The sequence below is a fragment of the Streptosporangium subroseum genome (assembly GCF_900188345.1).
In the GTDB taxonomy this organism is placed as follows: Bacteria; Actinomycetota; Actinomycetes; order Streptosporangiales; family Streptosporangiaceae; genus Streptosporangium; species Streptosporangium subroseum.
Map to the genome: position 1 here is coordinate 15,332 of NZ_FZOD01000064.1, position 15,842 is coordinate 31,173.

Here is a 15,842-nt window from a genome sequence, read left to right on the forward strand (position 1 = left end):
GATCCCCCGATACGGACACGCAACATCGACACTCACAGTAATCGATGTGTAGCGCGGAGTTACCCCGTTCGGCTCTCGTCGAGACGCCCCTGAACGGCCCGCACGACCGGCAGGTCCGCGGGCAACCACGGAACGTCATAGAGTTCGTCAACGCTCAGCCAGCGCAGAGCCAGGTGCTCCCTGGTCTCCGGCTCCCCCTCCGAGAGCTTCGCCAGCCAGACCCTGAGAACGTAACCCCCCGTCAGCGGCCAGTCGCCGCCGACCTGCTCGCCGATCTTGACCAGGACCCCGAGCTCCTCCTGGCACTCCCGGACCAGCGCCGTGTGATCGTCTTCTCCCGGATCGACCTTTCCACCGGGGAACTCCCACCCACCGGCCAGCTCGGGCGGCCCGGCACGCTGGGCGGCGAGCAGTCTCCCGGTGTCGTCGACGATCGCGGCCCCCACCACGACTCTGGGATCCGATGGTGTCAACCTTGCTCCTTCAGTTTGAGCTGAGCGAGAACCTGAGGATTCTGCAACGGCCGGGTGAACCCCACGATGCCGGTCCGTTCCTTGTAAGACGTGACCTTGATCGGACCACACAGGGTGCACCTGGCCTCGACCATCTTTCCGGGCGAGACCACCATTCCCACGTGCCCGGGGTTGCTCGGGCCCGTACCCGGACCGGCGTTGAAAAAGACCAGGTCCCCGGCCTGTTCTTCCCCCTCCGGCACGTTCACCCCGAACGGCCACTGGCCGAACGTGGTGCGCGGAATGGTCAGGCCGACGCTCCGGTAGGCCATGTAGATGATCCCCGAGCAATCGTAGCCCGCGGGCCCCGTGCCACCCCAGATATAGGGTTTGCCACGCTGGGCCAGCGCGTATTCCATGATCCCGGCGACCGTGCCGGTCGGCGCCGCCTCCAGCAGGGTCTCGTCGCAGACCCCCTGTGCCTGCGGCGGGACACTGACCGCACCGTCCTTGGCGTACTTGCCGGCGATCTCCATGACCTGGTCCACGTACCACCAGGCCCGGTTGTAGATGAAGAGCGAGCGCCGCACATCCTCCGGCGCGCCGTTCCGCTTGAGCATCTTCGCCGCGCCTAGGATGGCGTCTGCCGGGTTGTACACGTCGGCCCAGCCGTCTCCGTCGCCGTCGGAGGCGTAACCGTTGAACTGAGACGGGATTTTGATCTTTGCCTTGCCGCCCCACGTGCTGATCAGAAACTGCATCGGCCCGGCGGCGCCGGCGGAGTTGGTGCCGCTCTGCACTCCGGGCAGCGTGGAACGGCCGTGGTTAGTCTCGCGCTTGCCGACCCCGGCGAGCACGTTCCACTGCACGCCGACCTTCTTGCCCTGCTCGCGATAGAGCTTCAGATACTCCTCGGGGATGTCGGACGTCGCGGTCTCGGACTCGTTGTCCGCGGCCTGAGCGTTCTCCTCACAGTCGGCCGCCTGGCCGCCGGTGAGGGCCGGGAAGCTGCTCATCATCAGCATCGGCGCCATGACCAGCGTGATCAGGCAGAGCGCCGCCACGGCGAAGATGAGCACGAGGCGGATCTTCCTGCTGTCCGTCATACGATTCCGCCGTTCATTCCGTCCCGCCGGTCTCCGAGGGCTGGTCGTCTCCCTCCTGGCCGGAGTCCGCCGGCTGCAGGTCGTGGACCCGCCAGTCGGTGCCGACCTCGATGAGCGTGACGGCGTACTCCTCGACCCGTTCCTTGGCCCCGCTCTTGGCCGTGACGTTCTGGATGCCGACGACCACGAAGACCACCGAGGCGCTGTTCACCTGCCGGATCTCCTTCACCCGCGCCGTCCCGACGGAGACGACCTGGTCGGCCTTGTTCGCCTCGACGGTGCCCGGCGAGGTGACCGTGCGCAGCAGCACCTCGGCGAACTCGTTCGTGGTGTAACCCTCCAGCCGGCTCCCGTAGGTCGCCGGGTCCTCGTCGTAGCTGAACGTGCCGTACTCGGCCGTGAACCGCTGGGCGTAGTCGGCGGCGGCGGCCAGCTCCTGCTTGGTCATCGGCAGGTAGGAGTAGACGTCGAAGGGCGCGTTGCTGGCCGTCGCCGACGGGCGCGGAGCCGCCGCGCTCACCTGCTCCTGCGATCCGAGCACGGTACGGCCCACGCCCGCCGGTTCGGCCGAATCCCGCTGCTCGTCGCCGGAACCCGACCCCATGGTCAGATAGATCCCGACCGCGGCGAGCATCACCACCAGCGCCGCGAAGACGAGTCCGCGCCGGTTGCCGCCTTCGTTCATCCGTCAGTCCTTGCTACGAGGGCGAAGCCAGAACGGCGCGGCCGCCTCGTCGGCCTCCCTGCCTCGTTCCGACCGCTTGGGCACCCAGAGCGGAGGCGCCTCGGACCTGTCCGGACGCCCGGCCCCGTTGTCTCTCGAAGAGCCGCCGAACGGGCTGCTTCCCGACCTCGAGGAGCCGCCCGAACCGCCCGAGCCGCCGCCGAAGACGCTCCCGCCGGACCTGGAGGAGCCCCGGGAGCCGCCGTTCTGCGATCCCGAGCCGGAGCCGCCTCTCGACGAACCGGATTCCGGACGGCGCGGACCGCCGCCCCCGAAGATGCTTCCGCCCGACCGGCCGCCCCCCGAGGAGGGCGCGAAGGACCTGCCACCCGAGGAAGGAGCCGAAGACCTGCCGCCCGAGGAGGGCGCCGAGGATCTGCCGCCGGAGGAGGGAGCGGACGGCCTGCCACCCGAGGAGGGGGCCGCGGAGGATCCGCCGCCCGACCCCGAGCTGCCCTGGGGGGCCCAGCCGCCGCCGGAGCGACCGCCGAACCAGCCGCCCCCGCTCCGCGTGGGAGAACCTCCCGACCTGGTCGGAGGTGTGCCGCCCGCCTTACCCGCGCCGGAGAGGTTGAGCGGTGGCGCCGCGCCGGGGCGCGCCGCGGTCACCGGACGACCGGTGGCCTTGCGCCGGCCACCCGCCTGCGCGTCGGTGTCCAGCGGCGCCGGCTGCGCGCCGGTCGGAACGCGGGCGCCCGAGGGTGTGCCCGTCGCCGAGACGCCGCCGCCCTCCTCGCCGCGGACCTTGCCCTGGGCGACCGTGGCGGCCGCCGTGGCGACGGAGGCGCCGCCGGCGATCGCCGCCGCCTGCAGCACGGGCTCCGCCTTCCGCATGCCCCACCGGCCCGCCCTGGCCGCCGCGACCGGTGGCAGCACGCCCGCCGCCCGCTGCAGGGTCGGAGCGCTGGCCGCGTCGCCCAGCATCCGGGTGGTGAGCGTGTGCCCGTCCATGGACGAGAACAGGTGCTGGAACGGCCGCCGGTAGAAGAACACCGCGATCGTCAGCAGCGCCATGAACATGACCTGCATGCCCCACGGCATCGCCATGGAGATGATCAGCGCGTATCCGTATATCAGCAGGCCCAGGACGAGGGCCAGCACCGCCTGCCTGAGCAGTGTGCCGACCACCATCTCGACCCAGCGCATGGCGATGATGCGGCCGGACCCCGGATGGACGCCAATCAACAGGAAGACCGGCGCGAGGATCAGCAACAGCAGGAACCCGACCTTGAGCGCCAGCAGCGAGATCGCCACCAGGAAGATCAGCAGCCCGGCGATCAGCGCGGCCATCAGCGCGCCGATCGCGACTCCCAGCCGGTTCGTCCAGTCCTTGCCCTGGAAGAGGAAGAAGATCGGGGTGTTCTGCAGCTTGTCCGCGACCTCCGTCTGGTACCGCGCCTGGTGGGCGCTGGTGCCGAGGGTCTCGGTGGCCTTCATCTCGGTCGCGTCGAGCGCCTGGATGCCCAGCAGCGTGGCCCCGAACGTCTTCACCACGGGGGCGTTGGCGTCGGCCGTGCCGAACTCGCCCATCAGCCACGGCTTGCAGACCAGGATCGACCAGAGCGCGTCGGCGTTCTGGTCGACGCCGGGCGTGCCCTGCTGACCGTATCCGCCGGCCTTGGGCTGGGGGTTGGTATCGCCCTCGCCCGGCAGGCAGGTCGCCCCGCCTGCGCCGGGAAGTCCGGAGAAGGCGGAGTTGACGACCTCGCCGGTCGCGTCGGTCACGGTCTTGCCGAGTCCGGTGAAGTCGCCGGGGCGGCTGAAGAACCAGACCGCCACGGTGACCGCGAGGACCATCCAGATGACGCCCTCGGCGGTCGTGGTCGCACGTTTGCGGATCAGGCCGTACCAGGCCAGCCAGATGGCCCCGAGGATCACGATCGGCCGCAGGAAGGGCCAGTACAGGGCGTCGGACAGGCGGGTCACGATGTCGTCGACGACGTTTTTGATCGACTCCAGCGGGCCCTCGGTGGCCGCGGCCTGGTAGGTGGTGATGGTCAGCCGGTCGAGGGCCTTGGCCCAGGAGAAGACCGTGTTGGCCATCGCGTTGCCCATCACCGCGGCGACGTCGTCACAGCCGAGCAGGTGGGTGTGCCAGAACTGGCCGCTCATGCCGTATCTGGCGTAGTTGCCCTCCGTGGCGGGGTCGGGTGCCGCCGGGGCGGCAACGGCCGGGGCGCCCGGTTTGGGCACGTCCGGAGGCGGCGGCTGGAGCAGGCCGTCCACGCCTCCGCCGACGACCTCGGGAGCGAGGTCCGGCGAGAGGTCGCAGGGCGCGGCGGCGACGGCGGTGGAGGTTTCCGCAGGGAGCACCAGCGGCACCACGAGAAAGGCGGACAGAGCCACCAGCCCGATGGCGATCCGCCTGCCCAGCCGTCCCTTGCGGGAGCGCTTCGGCCCGCTGCCGGGCCTCGGCCCTCCGCCCGGGTCCTTCGACCCCTTGCGGGGCCGAAGGATTCCGACCAAGCCCTTCAGCCCCTCACCGGGACCCTTCGGCCCTCTGCCTAAACCCCTCAGCCCTTTGCGGGAGCTCTTCATGACCGCACCTCCAGCGCCGCAGCCCCCGGCCTACTGACTCTGTCTCCCCCGAGCAGATCATGCACGTTCTCATCTGGTTTGTCGTGGGTCGGATTCGTATCGAGCCAGCGCAGCAGGTCGTCGGAGATGAGGTCCACTCCGATACGGCCCGCGCGACCGTCCAGATCCCGGAAGACGCACTCGCCGTTGCCCAGCGAGCGCAGCACCGCCTTGTGCTCCTCGGAGGGTTCGACCCCGAGCAGCGCCATCACGTGCTCCACCTCGACCCGCTCGGTGGACCGGAACGCGAACACCGAGGAGAGGCAGTTCGTCACCTGCTCGCTCAGCAGGTCGCCGGCGTTCTGCGAGACCAGGACCAGCGCGGTGTTGCGGGAACGACCCATCCGGCTCACCTCGGGCACCAGCTTGGCGCCCTCGGGAGTGGAGGTGATCGCCCACGCCTCGTCCAGGAAGATCGCCTTGGGTGTCCGCCGGTCCAGGCCGTTCATCAGGCCCCGCGCGAACTGCGCGACCAGATAGAGCAGCGCCACCGACAGCCGCTGCTCGTAGGAGTAGTCGTCGCGGCCGGTGGAGGCGTCGGGAAGGGTCAGTCCGCCGAGGGTGAAGACCGTGGTCCAGCCCTCGGTGTCGATCTGGTCGCCGCCGGAGGGGTCGAAACAGAGCCGGGCGAGATGCATCTCCGACATCGAGCGGAGCACCGCGCCCAGGTTCTTCGAGGCGGCGTCCTCGGTGTGCTCCAGGAAGTCGACGACCTTGCCCAGCGAGGGGTCCTCGGCGTTCGAGACCGCCGCGACCGCCTGGATCATGGCCGACTCGCGCTCCTCCGACATGCGCGGCAGCAGCAGACGCAGGGTCTCGGTGGCCATCGTCTTCTTGGCCGCGAGGTCGTCGCCGAACGAGAACGGATCGAGCAGGCCCGGCGCGGCCGAACCGAGAGGGATGATCCGCGCCTTCCTTCCCCGCTTCTGCAGCAGCTGCACCAGGGAGTCGGCGTCGCCCTTGGGGTCGATGACCGCGATCGTCACACCGCGCAGCGCCATCTGATAGATCATCAGCAGCGCCAGCGTGGTCTTGCCGCCGCCCGGCTCACCGGTGATCGCGATGGCCGTCGGCCGGTTGCGCGTGGCCGCCACCAGCGGGTCGAAGTGCACGATGCTCCGGGCACGGCCCAGGCTCTCCCCGATGTACGGTCCCATCCAGCCGGCCTTGCTCTCGTCGACCCGGTCTCCCAGGTCGACGGTGGCGGTCGCCATGCCGCCCGCGATGGTGCGCAGCGGCTGCCGCTGGGCGTAGGCGTTGACCCGGACCTTCTCGCCCGGCAGGGTCTCGCAGAACAGCGAGAACTGGTCACCCGTGGAGCTGACGATGTCGATGCCCATGTCGCGGTAGTGCTCCACGACCGCCTCGACCCGCTGCACGCAGATCTCCTCGGTCGGGGCGGACACGATCAGCCGGTGCCAGCCGTACACGAACGGCAGGCGCTCCTTGGTGATGCCGTGTTCGAGCATCCTGGCCGCGTCGATCTGCTCGGCCAGTGCCAGCGGCGCCTCCGCTCCCGCCTCCCGGATGTGGATGTCCATGTCACGGGCGTGGGCGAGCTTGCGCGCCACGTCCTTGCTGGCCTTCACCGGCGGGATCAGCCGCATCCTTGAGCTGACCTCCACGGGGAAGGGCATCTGGTCGGCGAAGTGCATCCACGGCTCGCCGTCGGGGAACGGCATGAGGTCGGGGAACCGGGCGAAGGACAGGTGCGCGACGTAGGAGTCGCCGTACGGCTGCTCGATCCGCAGCAGCGACCTGCCGTTGTGGATCTGCCCCTCGACCAGGGACTCGATCTCGCCCCTGCCCCACCGCCGCTTGGGACTGGCCGAGGTCGGCGGGTCGCCCAGGGATCCGGTCGCGGCATGCTGGAACAGCCAGGCGATCTCGGCGGAGGTCGCGTGCCTGGCGTACAGGGCGCTGGACGACAGCGCCCTGCCGAGCCGCTCCGCCTGGTCGGTCCACTTGGTGATCTCGGCCGTCGGGACGTGGTCGTCCTCGATGCCCAGGGCCTTCTCGCTGCGCTGGTAGAAGCCCAGGAGCTGGGAGAGCACTCCCTCACCCAGCTGCCGCCCGCGGGCGCCGAGCCGTACGCCGAGGTAGACCTCCTTGCTCCAGAAGTCCTTGGCCCAGACGTGCCGGTACATCTCCTCGAGGTAGTCGCGCCAGCCGGCGCCCTCGTCGGAGGTGGAGTTCAGGGCCATCGCCCACTCGGCCGCCGGGTAGGTGCGGTGCGCCACACGCAGGTGAACCTCCGCGTCCGGCATCCGGATGGTGGCCAGCGCGATCGTGATGTTGGTGGCCAGAGCCTCCCGCTCCTCGGGCGTGATGAACTCGTAGCTCACGGTCGGCAGCCGGAAGTAGGCCCACACCGACGATTCGGTCAGCAGGATCCGGTCGTCGAAATATCGGACGGCGAGGCGATTGCTCGCCCGCGACGCACGGCTCACCCGACCTCCTCGGTCGACCGTACGGCCGGACCTTCGTGCCTGCCGCTTCGCCCACTCACCTGGATCTCGTCACGCCCGTCCACCACATCTCCTCGTGCCCGGGGGATCACTGAGCTAATTCCTCCTCGCTGGGTCGAGCCGTCTGCACCGCACCGAAGCCCGCCACCACGACCCCGGCCAGGGCGAGATACGCCCGGCGGCCCGGCGTGCGCAGGTGGGACGGCTCCACCCTGTCGGATCTGCCGGGGGCCAGCTCGTCCTCCCAGGGCACCCGTACGATCGCCCGGCACCTGCCCCGCGCGACCGCCTCCGCCTGCTCCACATCGCCCATGCTGCGGCGGCTCACCCCGTTGACGACCATGATTGCCCGTTGGCGGAGGTCCGCGCAGCCGTGTCCGTCAAGCCACTCGTAGGTCATGGCCACCGCGTCCGGCCCGTCCTCGCTGGCCGGAACGACCAGGACGAGCTGGTCGGCGTAGGGCAGCACCCGGGCGGCCAGCGCCGCCGCCGGGTCCATGACCATCAGCTTGTAGTGCCGGTCCAGCATGTCCATGGTCTGGCCGAGCCGCCGGTCGGAGAAGAGCGAGCGGTCGGAGAGCCGCTGCTCGGCACCGGCGTCGGCGTCTCCGGCGAGGACCTCGAGACCGGAGGCGCAACGGCTGGTGTAGGCACGCATGCCCAGGTAACCGTGGACGTTGTCCAGGCCGGTCAGCAGGGAGCTCAGCGTCTCGGGGGACTCGACCTGGATCCGGCTGGACAGGGCGTGGGTGCCGATGTTCGCGTCGACCGCGAGCACCCGGTCCTCGCGGTATCGGGCGAAGGTGTGGGCGAGCATCAGCGCGGTCGTGGTCTGCCCGGCGCCGCCGGTGCATCCGAGCACCACCACCCGCCGGCTGCCGCTGAACACCGCCCTGGCCCGCGCCTCGTCGATCTCCGACCCGTCCGTACGGCCTCCGCCTCCGGGACCGATGACCACCTGGGCCAGCCGCCGCCAGCCGCCGGAGGAGTCACGGCCGACGACCGACTCCACCCGGCGGACCCTGGGCTCCTCGTGCCGGCGGACACCGGTCTCCTCGTGGCCGGGCCTGGGCACCGGCACCGAGGGCGTCACCGGATCGGCCTTGGCTGCGGACGCCGGAGGAACCGCGCGGATCGACATGTTCGCCGGCATCCCCGCGGACCGTTCGGAGGGCCACACCTTCGACGTCTCGGCGGGCTTCCCCACCGGCTGCCCCTTGCGATGCTGAGCCCACGCGCTCTCGTCGGTCTCCGCGGGAGGCCGCCCCTGCTCCGAAGCCCGCAGCCCGACCGGAGCCGGTCCGACGAACCTCGGCACGATGGAGGGGACCGACGGAGCGGAGGGCCGCTCGACGGGGTCGGGCACGATCGCGGGCCGCTCGGGAGTCTGGCCCGCGGAAGCGCGCTTCGGCACCTGACCACGGAGCTGTGCCGGTGTCCGGGGCTGCGCCTGGACCGGACCCTGAGCCTGGACCGGCCCCTGCGCCTGGACCTGGCCCTGAGCGTGCGTTTCGGACTGCGCCTGGGCCTGGGTCTGAGCGTGCGCCTGGACGGGGCCCTGAGCCTGTTCCTGGGAGTGGGCCTGATCCTGAGCTTGCGTTTGGGCCTGAGCTTGGGCCTGTGTCTGAGCCTGGGACTGGGCTTGAACCGGGATTTTGGTCGGGGCCGGGGCCTCCGCCGGATCCGAGATCCGAGCTGCGGCAGGGGTCTCAACCGGACCGTGACTCGGAGTCCGGCTCGGGCGCGGGTCCGGAACCTGAGCCGGAGTCACGGCGGCCGGCGAAGGCTGGTCGGGCATGGCCGGAACGCCACGCTCGGCTTCGGCGGAGGCCGCGAGCCGGCGCAGCCGCTTCAGCGCCTCGGTGCCGATCGGGGCCACCGGGGCGTCCGGAACGACCGACGCGGCAGGAGCCTGCTCACCCGGCGAGGTCGATTCGGCGGGATCCTTCTCGCGCGTGGAAGCCGCTTCGGCCGGCACGGCCGGAACCTGCTCGTGCGGCGAAGCCGATACGGCAGGAGCCTGCTCGCGCATGGAAGCCGCTTCAACCGATACGACGGGAACCTGCTCGCGCGCGGGAGTCGCTTCGAACGACACGGCCGGAACCTGCTCGCGTGGCGGAGCCGGTATGGCCGGAACCGGATCAGCCGGAACCTTGAACTGCGCGGCGGGAGCCTGCGGGGCCGGCGGGAGAAAGTTTCTCTCGGCAGGCATCGCGGGCGAAACGGCGGTCCCCGGTAGGGATGACACGGAGATGGCGGGAACGATCGGCATGACGGGGGGGAACGTCTCCGGGGAGACGGCCTGGCCGAGAGCCGGAGCGGTGCCCTTGCGAGGGCGGGCCACCGTACCCCAGGCGATGCGCTCGCCGGTGACCGGAGCGGCCGTGGCCGCCGCCGCGGCGGCGGCCACGGCAGGACGAACCTCGCGGGCGGAGGCGACGGCGACGCGCTTGGACTGGGCGTGACGGGCCTTGCGCGAGGCCCTGGCCCGGACCGTGGCCGCCGACTGCGGCGAGGCCTGCCAGACCCGGCCGGTCAACGTGATCTCGGAGGGTTCGTAGGCGGGAGCCATCCGGCACCAGGTGCGCGGTTCACCCATGTAACGCACTTGGGACTGGAGCAGCTCGGTGAGCCGCTTGCTCTCGATCACCGGCCGGGTGGAGAGCCAGGTGACGACGCCGGGCGGCACGAGATACACCACGTGCCAGGGCGCGCCGAAGGGCAGGCCGACCAGGTAGAGCAGCAGCGACCACGGTGCCAGCACGCCCACGAACACACCGATCCAGACAATCGGAAGCGGCATCGGTAGCCGTAGGTCGTACAGCTTGTAGAGCCGCTTCTCGATCCGCCAGATATTGGTATACGTGGGCAGGTCCACGCGCTCCTCCTTTTCCGCCTCTCCTTGTTTGACCGCTCAGACGCGGTCTCAATCCCCCCGGATGCCCAGTGCGCTCGCGATCGCCTTGGCCGTCACCTCGATGATGTTGGGCACGTAGAAGATCACTCCGATGGCGATCGCGAGAATGATGAACTGGACGAACCGGGTGATCTCACGGGTGAAGAGGAAGAAGAGGGCCACAACGGAGACGATGACCAGGAAGAGCGGAGCGAAGAAGCTGCGGAGAAAATCGGCAAGACCCTCGGTGTTCACGCCTGCCGGAGGAGCGGTTGGCTGAGCGAGCTCCAGCACGCTCAGCAGCATGGATTTCAGAATCACTTGTCGTCCTCCGTACTCATGATCGTGCCCGCCGGGCGGTGGCGGGAACGTGGCACACGCACGCACGGCTTCCCCACCGGCAGCTCATCGATCAGGGGGGGTCTGTCCACTGTGGACCGGCATCGTTCGATCATGATTACCCCACGGACCGTTCCGCACCGCGGATGCCCTTGACGAACCATTTGTCGCCCTGCTTGACCACAGTGAGCAGGTAGGCCTGCTCCAGCTTCCCTCCCATGTCACCGGGGTCCGCGGTCGGATCGGCAGACGGGGCCGCGCCCGCGGGCACACCCCACACGACCGTGGCGGTCACCTCTCGGGTGGCGCCGCCGGGAAGCGGCACGACGAGGTCCTTGAGCTCCACGAAGGTGAACGCGCCCCCGAACCCCTCCAGGGTGATCCCGGCGTCGGCGTAGCGCTGCAGGGAAGCGGTGTCGCTCGCGGCGTAGGCCTTGAAAAAGTCGGCCAGGGGGGTGCGGAGCTCGAGCTCCGCGGCCTCGTCGCGGTCGGGTCCCGACTGGGCGGGCAGGTTCGCCTGCGACGGGGCGGGCAGGATGCCCGGACGCCCGGAGACCACGAACTTCTTCGTGTCCGTGTCGTAGAAGACGGGCACGGACAGGAGCTGGCGGCGGCTCCCCGACTGGTACGTCAGGGTGACGACGGCGTTCTCCCGGTCGGTGATCTCGACGCCGTACGGTTGCACCGCTCCAGCGGCCATGTGGCCGAACCCGTCCCAGCCGAACTGGGGCTCCGCGCCGTCGGGCAGGAATGGGGCGAGTCTCGCCGCCCTCTCCTGCGAGCGGACGGCCTCGAAATTCAGGTAGACGGCGGCGAACTGACTCGCGAAAGAGGTGCCCTGGGTGACGGGAAATCCGTCCGTGGAAACAACGGCCGCGCCGGTGGCGGCACCCTGCTGAGTAAACCGCTCAAAAGGTGCACGGACCCCATTTACGACAATAACCACTATTAGCGCCCAAAGCACTGCGCGGCCCGTCCATACCAGCCAGCGTCCGCCTCCGCCCGACCATCGGCCCCGGGAAGACGCGCCTCGCCCGCGCGCCGGAGCGCGATCGAAATCGGGGTCGTGAGACGCTCCTGGGTATGCCGAAAGCTCGGGGTCGCCGGCGATCCGAGGATCACGCTGGACCGTCGCCCTTCGAGCCATCACGCCTCCGCTCGCGCCAATCCCCCGGCCGGCGCGGTGTCGTATTACCGCCGATCCCGTTAGCCATGGTGAAGCTCTTACTCTAGCCGCCCCGCCGATTCTTCCAGGAAAGCCACGCCTATGCTGCAGGGATCGTCGTGACTGAGCAAACTGAGTCTGGAATCCGTCCAGACCTGCTATCGCGCCGACACCTCGCTCTATCGTGTGTTATCCCTGGCCAGCGCATGGCCTGGTTACTCAAACGCCACCCATTGCTATCCAAACGGCACCCGCACTGTCGCGACCTGCACATTTAACGCGAAATTCATCACACAACGTCACCAAGGCGCAGAACGGACACGGACGGCGGCGGACCCGTCACCCCGGGAGCCCGGCGAGACATCCGGACCGCCGGCCAAGCATCGGGCGAGCGCATTTGCGACGCACAGCGGACGCTCATGAGCGCCGTCACCCACCCGGTCGCGTCCTCACCGAGAACGCCGGCGGCGCGGGTGCGCCGGTCGGTGGCGGGTGCGCCGGTCGGTGGCGGGTGCGCAGGTCGGTGGCGGGTTCGGCCAGAGGACAGACCCGCCCCTCCGGTGAAGATCATGCGGACCCCGTGCGGACCGAGGTGGCAAGGCGAAGGGCCCCGACACCGGTCAGGGCCCTTTCCGCGGGGTCTTCTACACGTTGAAGCGGAACTCCACGACGTCGCCGTCGCGCATCACGTAATCCTTGCCCTCGATGCGGGCCTTGCCCACCTGGCGGGCGGCGGCGATGGACCCGACCTCCACCAGCTCGTCGAAGGAGACGATCTCGGCCTTGATGAAGCCGCGCTGGAAGTCGGTGTGGATGACCCCCGCCGCCTCGGGGGCGGTGGCGCCCTTGCGGATCGTCCAGGCCCTGGTCTCCTTGGGGCCGGCGGTCAGGTAGGTCTGCAGGCCGAGGGTCTCGAACCCGATGCGGGCCAGCTGGGCCAGGCCCGACTCCTCCTGGCCGACGGACTGAAGGAGCTCGAGCGCCTCGTCGTCGGGAAGCTCGACGAGCTCAGACTCGATCTTGGCGTCCAGGAAGACGGCGTCGGCGGGCGCGACGATCGCCGACAGCTGCGCCCGCAGCTCCTCGTCCGTCAGCTCGTCGGCGTCGAGGTTGAACACGTAGAGGAACGGCTTGGCGGTCAGCAGGTGCAGCTCGCGCAGGTCCTTCGGGTCGATCCCCGCCCCCTTGGCCCCCGCGTACAGCGTCGTGCCGCCGTCGAGGAGCTTGACCGCCGCCTCCGCCGCGTCGAGCGTCGCCTTGCGATCCTTGTTGGTCCTGGACTCCTTCTGGAGGCGGGGAATCGCCTTCTCCAGCGTCTGCAGGTCGGCGAGGATCAGCTCGGTGTTGATCGTCTCGATGTCGCGCCCGGGGGCGACGTCGCCGTCCACGTGGGTCACGTCGGGGTCGGTGAAGACCCGGATGACCTGGCAGATGGCGTCGGTCTCGCGGATGTTGGCGAGGAACTGGTTGCCTCGTCCCTGCCCCTCCGAGGCGCCGCGGACCAGTCCGGCGATGTCGACGAACTCGACCTTCGCGGGCAGGATCTTTGCGGAGCCGAAGATCTCGGCCAGCTTCTCCAGACGCGGGTCGGGAACGCCGACGATGCCCACGTTGGGCTCGATGGTGGCGAACGGATAGTTCGCCGCCAGGGCGTTGGCGGTCTTCGTCAGCGCGTTGAAAAGCGTTGACTTACCGACGTTGGGCAATCCGACGATGCCGATGCTCAGGCTCACGTGAGATGAGTTTACGTGGAATCACCCAGTGCTACCCGCCGCAGGCAGATCACAGGCCGGTAGACATTGCGCTCGCGCGCCCGCAGGTAGCGGTCGGAGCCGCCGGGACAACCGTCCAGGGATCGGGCCCTGGCGGTCACCCTCGCCCAGGCCGCGGCCGACTCGCAGGAGGTCCTGACGAGCGCCTCGCGGCTCACCAGACCGCTGTCGGGCTCCGCCACGCAGTTCCCCGCGGTGAGAACCCGACCGCCCTTGCCCAGGCAGGCGACGGCCCCGGGGCCGACGGCGAGCGTGTCGAGGGTGCGTTCCGGACAGTCCGCGGCCCGGCCCACCACGGCCACCGCCCTCCCGTACCAGCCCCCCTCGGCGCACGGCCGCTCCCCGCCGCGCAGCGCCACGCAGTCGCCCGCGCGCAGCAGCCCGCCGCCCGCGCCCGGGTCGCCGGAGTGCGTGGGACCCAGATTCCGCACGCACGCCGTACGGCTCGTCCCCCCGGGGCCCGGCGGCGAGCCGGCGACCGTACCCCTCGCCGAGGAAGCGGGGGAGGTCGGCGCGCGCGGGGTCACTTCGGCGGCCGAACCCCCGGCGGAGGGAACCGTCTCGATCCTGACGAACTCGTCGGTGTCGGCCGGGCAGTCCGACGCCCGGGCGCCCACCGAGGTCACCCGCCCGTCGGCCCCCGCACAGGAGACCAGGTCGAACCGGGCCTCCTCCCGCCTCACACAGGCACCCTTCCGCCAGGTCATCGGGGTCGGCGCCGCCGCTGTCGCCTCGGGCCCCGAATCGGACCCTCCCGCGATGAACGCGCCCGTGGCGGCGATCGCCGCCGCGGCGACGACGATCGTGACACCCAGTGCCGACACCACTTTCCGACGTGAGCCGTGCTTGCTCACCAATCACCTCCGTGTTCGCAGTGAAACTTTGCGTGACGAAATGTGTTCGCACAAGCGGAATGCGCGGGCCGATCCCGAAAGCGTGTCGGCAAGCCAGGAGCCATCGGGCCTGCCATCATTCCGAGGTGGACGTCATGGCACTCGTTTTCCAGCTCGCCGTGGGACTCGCCGCAGGACTCGCGATCGGTTTCCTGCTGGGCCGGGCACGTGCCTCCTCCGGAGCGACGGACGTCGCCGTCCGTCTGGCGGACGCCGAGGCCCGCGCGAAGATCGCCGAAGAGAAGGTCGTTTACATCGAAGGGCAGCTCACCGATCGCTTCCAGTCCCTGTCGAGCCGGGCGCTCGACGTCAACAACCTGCGCTTTCTGGAGCTGGCCGAGACCCGCCTGGCCGCGAACCGCGCCGAGGCGGCCGGCGAGCTGGAGCAGCGCAAGCAGGCCGTCGAGCATCTGATCGAGCCGTTGAAGGACACGCTGGCCCGCGTCGAGACGCAGCTGCGCGACACGCAGACGGGTCAGCGGGCCGCCCACGCGGAGCTGGCCAAGCACATCGACGTCGTACGCGAGAGCAACGACCAGCTCCGCGCCCAGACGACCGCGCTGGTGCGGGCCCTGCAACGGCCGGAGGCCCGGGGCCGGTGGGGGGAGCTCCAGCTTCGCAGGGTCGCCGAGATCGCCGGGATGCAGCGGTTCTGCGACTTCGACGAGCAGGCGAGCATCACCACCGTCGACGGCGTGCTCCGGCCCGACATGGTCGTACGGCTGGCCGGCGGCAAGAACATCGTGATCGACTCCAAGGTCTCCCTGGCCGCCTACCTGGAGGCCGCGGAGTCCACCGATCCCGACCACCAGTCGGCCCGGCTCGACTCCCACGCCCGGCACGTGCGCGAGCACGTGGACCGGCTGGCCGCCAAGTCCTACTGGCAGGCGTTCAGCCCGGCACCGGAGTTCGTCGTGCTCTTCATCCCCGGCGAGGCCTTCCTCGCCCCGGCGCTGGAGCGCGACCCCGCCCTGCTGGAGTACGCCATGCGGCGGCGGATCCACATCGCCACGCCCACCACGCTGATCACCATGCTCCGCACCGCGCAGTACGCCTGGCAGCAGGCCGCGCTCAGCGAGAACGCGCTGGCCGTCTTCCAGGTCGGCAAGGAGCTCTACGAGCGGCTGAGCACCATGGGACGGAACATGGAGGCGATGGGCCGGTCGCTGAGCCGGACGGTGGAGTCCTACAACAGAACGGTCGGTTCCCTGGAAACCCGGGTGCTGGTGAGCGCGCGGAAGCTCAACGACCTGGGGCTGGTCGAGGCGGATCTGGAGAAACCACAGACGGTCGAGGATCTGCCGCGTCCGCTGACCTCTCCCGAACTGCTGGGAGAAGAGGAGTCAAGCTCGCCTCTCATCTCCCGGCTGAACGGTAAGTTGGCCAACGACCTGCCCTAGAGCTGTTCCCTGAAGACGCTGACAGCCGGACACTGGAGGCGGAGAGGGTG

General features: G+C 69.9%; 11 protein-coding genes. 1 reads left to right on the top strand and 10 read right to left on the bottom strand.

Translation table 11 applies throughout. The annotated features are described in order from the left end of the window. Positions 1–59: 59 nt before the first annotated feature. From CHC08_RS38520 to CHC08_RS48815, 10 genes are all read right to left on the bottom strand, one after another. The gene (locus tag CHC08_RS38520) at positions 60–473 is read right to left on the bottom strand and encodes a (deoxy)nucleoside triphosphate pyrophosphohydrolase (RefSeq protein ID WP_245878826.1); all 414 of its coding nucleotides are present in this window, start codon (positions 471–473) and stop codon (positions 60–62) included. Next, positions 470–1,558 (bottom strand): C40 family peptidase, encoded by a 1,089-nt coding sequence (locus CHC08_RS38525; protein WP_089212332.1) that lies wholly within the window; start codon positions 1,556–1,558, stop codon positions 470–472. The genes CHC08_RS38520 and CHC08_RS38525 overlap by 4 nt, the downstream gene beginning before the upstream one ends. 13 nt (positions 1,559–1,571) lie before the next feature. Further along, positions 1,572–2,243, bottom strand: a complete 672-nt coding sequence (locus tag CHC08_RS38530; RefSeq protein WP_089212333.1) for a hypothetical protein — start codon at positions 2,241–2,243, stop codon at positions 1,572–1,574. Positions 2,244–2,246: 3 nt separating this feature from the next. Next, positions 2,247–4,748, bottom strand: coding sequence for a type IV secretion system protein (locus tag CHC08_RS38535; RefSeq protein ID WP_245878827.1), 2,502 nt, complete (start codon positions 4,746–4,748; stop codon positions 2,247–2,249). Between the two features lie 68 nt (positions 4,749–4,816). Continuing rightward, the gene (locus tag CHC08_RS38540) at positions 4,817–7,309 is read right to left on the bottom strand and encodes an ATP-binding protein (protein ID WP_089212335.1); all 2,493 of its coding nucleotides are present in this window, start codon (positions 7,307–7,309) and stop codon (positions 4,817–4,819) included. A 106-nt stretch (positions 7,310–7,415) separates the two neighbouring features. After that, on the bottom strand, positions 7,416–10,205 hold the full coding sequence (locus CHC08_RS38545; protein WP_089212336.1) for a TcpE family conjugal transfer membrane protein: 2,790 nt from the start codon (positions 10,203–10,205) through the stop codon (positions 7,416–7,418). A gap of 48 nt (positions 10,206–10,253) precedes the next feature. Next, positions 10,254–10,529, bottom strand: coding sequence for a hypothetical protein (locus tag CHC08_RS38550; RefSeq protein ID WP_239514524.1), 276 nt, complete (start codon positions 10,527–10,529; stop codon positions 10,254–10,256). Positions 10,530–10,680: 151 nt separating this feature from the next. Beyond that, positions 10,681–11,508, bottom strand: coding sequence for a conjugal transfer protein (locus CHC08_RS38555; protein WP_245878828.1), 828 nt, complete (start codon positions 11,506–11,508; stop codon positions 10,681–10,683). A gap of 863 nt (positions 11,509–12,371) precedes the next feature. Next, positions 12,372–13,460 (bottom strand): redox-regulated ATPase YchF, encoded by a 1,089-nt coding sequence (ychF, locus tag CHC08_RS38560; protein WP_089212339.1) that lies wholly within the window; start codon positions 13,458–13,460, stop codon positions 12,372–12,374. A gap of 11 nt (positions 13,461–13,471) precedes the next feature. Then, positions 13,472–14,353, bottom strand: a complete 882-nt coding sequence (locus tag CHC08_RS48815) for a hypothetical protein (RefSeq protein ID WP_143653518.1) — start codon at positions 14,351–14,353, stop codon at positions 13,472–13,474. Positions 14,354–14,487: 134 nt separating this feature from the next. Here CHC08_RS48815 and CHC08_RS38570 point away from each other — a divergent pair, with 134 nt between their 5' ends. Next, on the top strand, positions 14,488–15,792 hold the full coding sequence (locus tag CHC08_RS38570; RefSeq protein WP_089212361.1) for a DNA recombination protein RmuC: 1,305 nt from the start codon (positions 14,488–14,490) through the stop codon (positions 15,790–15,792). Positions 15,793–15,842: the final 50 nt, after the last annotated feature.

What these genes read in the sequence shown, in the direction of transcription:
- CHC08_RS38570 (WP_089212361.1), top strand. Translation starts at nt 14,488, where the DNA reads ATGGCACTCGTTTTCCAGCTCGCCGTGGGACTCGCCGCAGGACTCGCG.
- CHC08_RS38550 (WP_239514524.1), bottom strand. Translation starts at nt 10,529, where the DNA reads ATGCTGCTGAGCGTGCTGGAGCTCGCTCAGCCAACCGCTCCTCCGGCA.
- CHC08_RS38530 (WP_089212333.1), bottom strand. Translation starts at nt 2,243, where the DNA reads ATGAACGAAGGCGGCAACCGGCGCGGACTCGTCTTCGCGGCGCTGGTG.
- CHC08_RS38525 (WP_089212332.1), bottom strand. Translation starts at nt 1,558, where the DNA reads ATGACGGACAGCAGGAAGATCCGCCTCGTGCTCATCTTCGCCGTGGCG.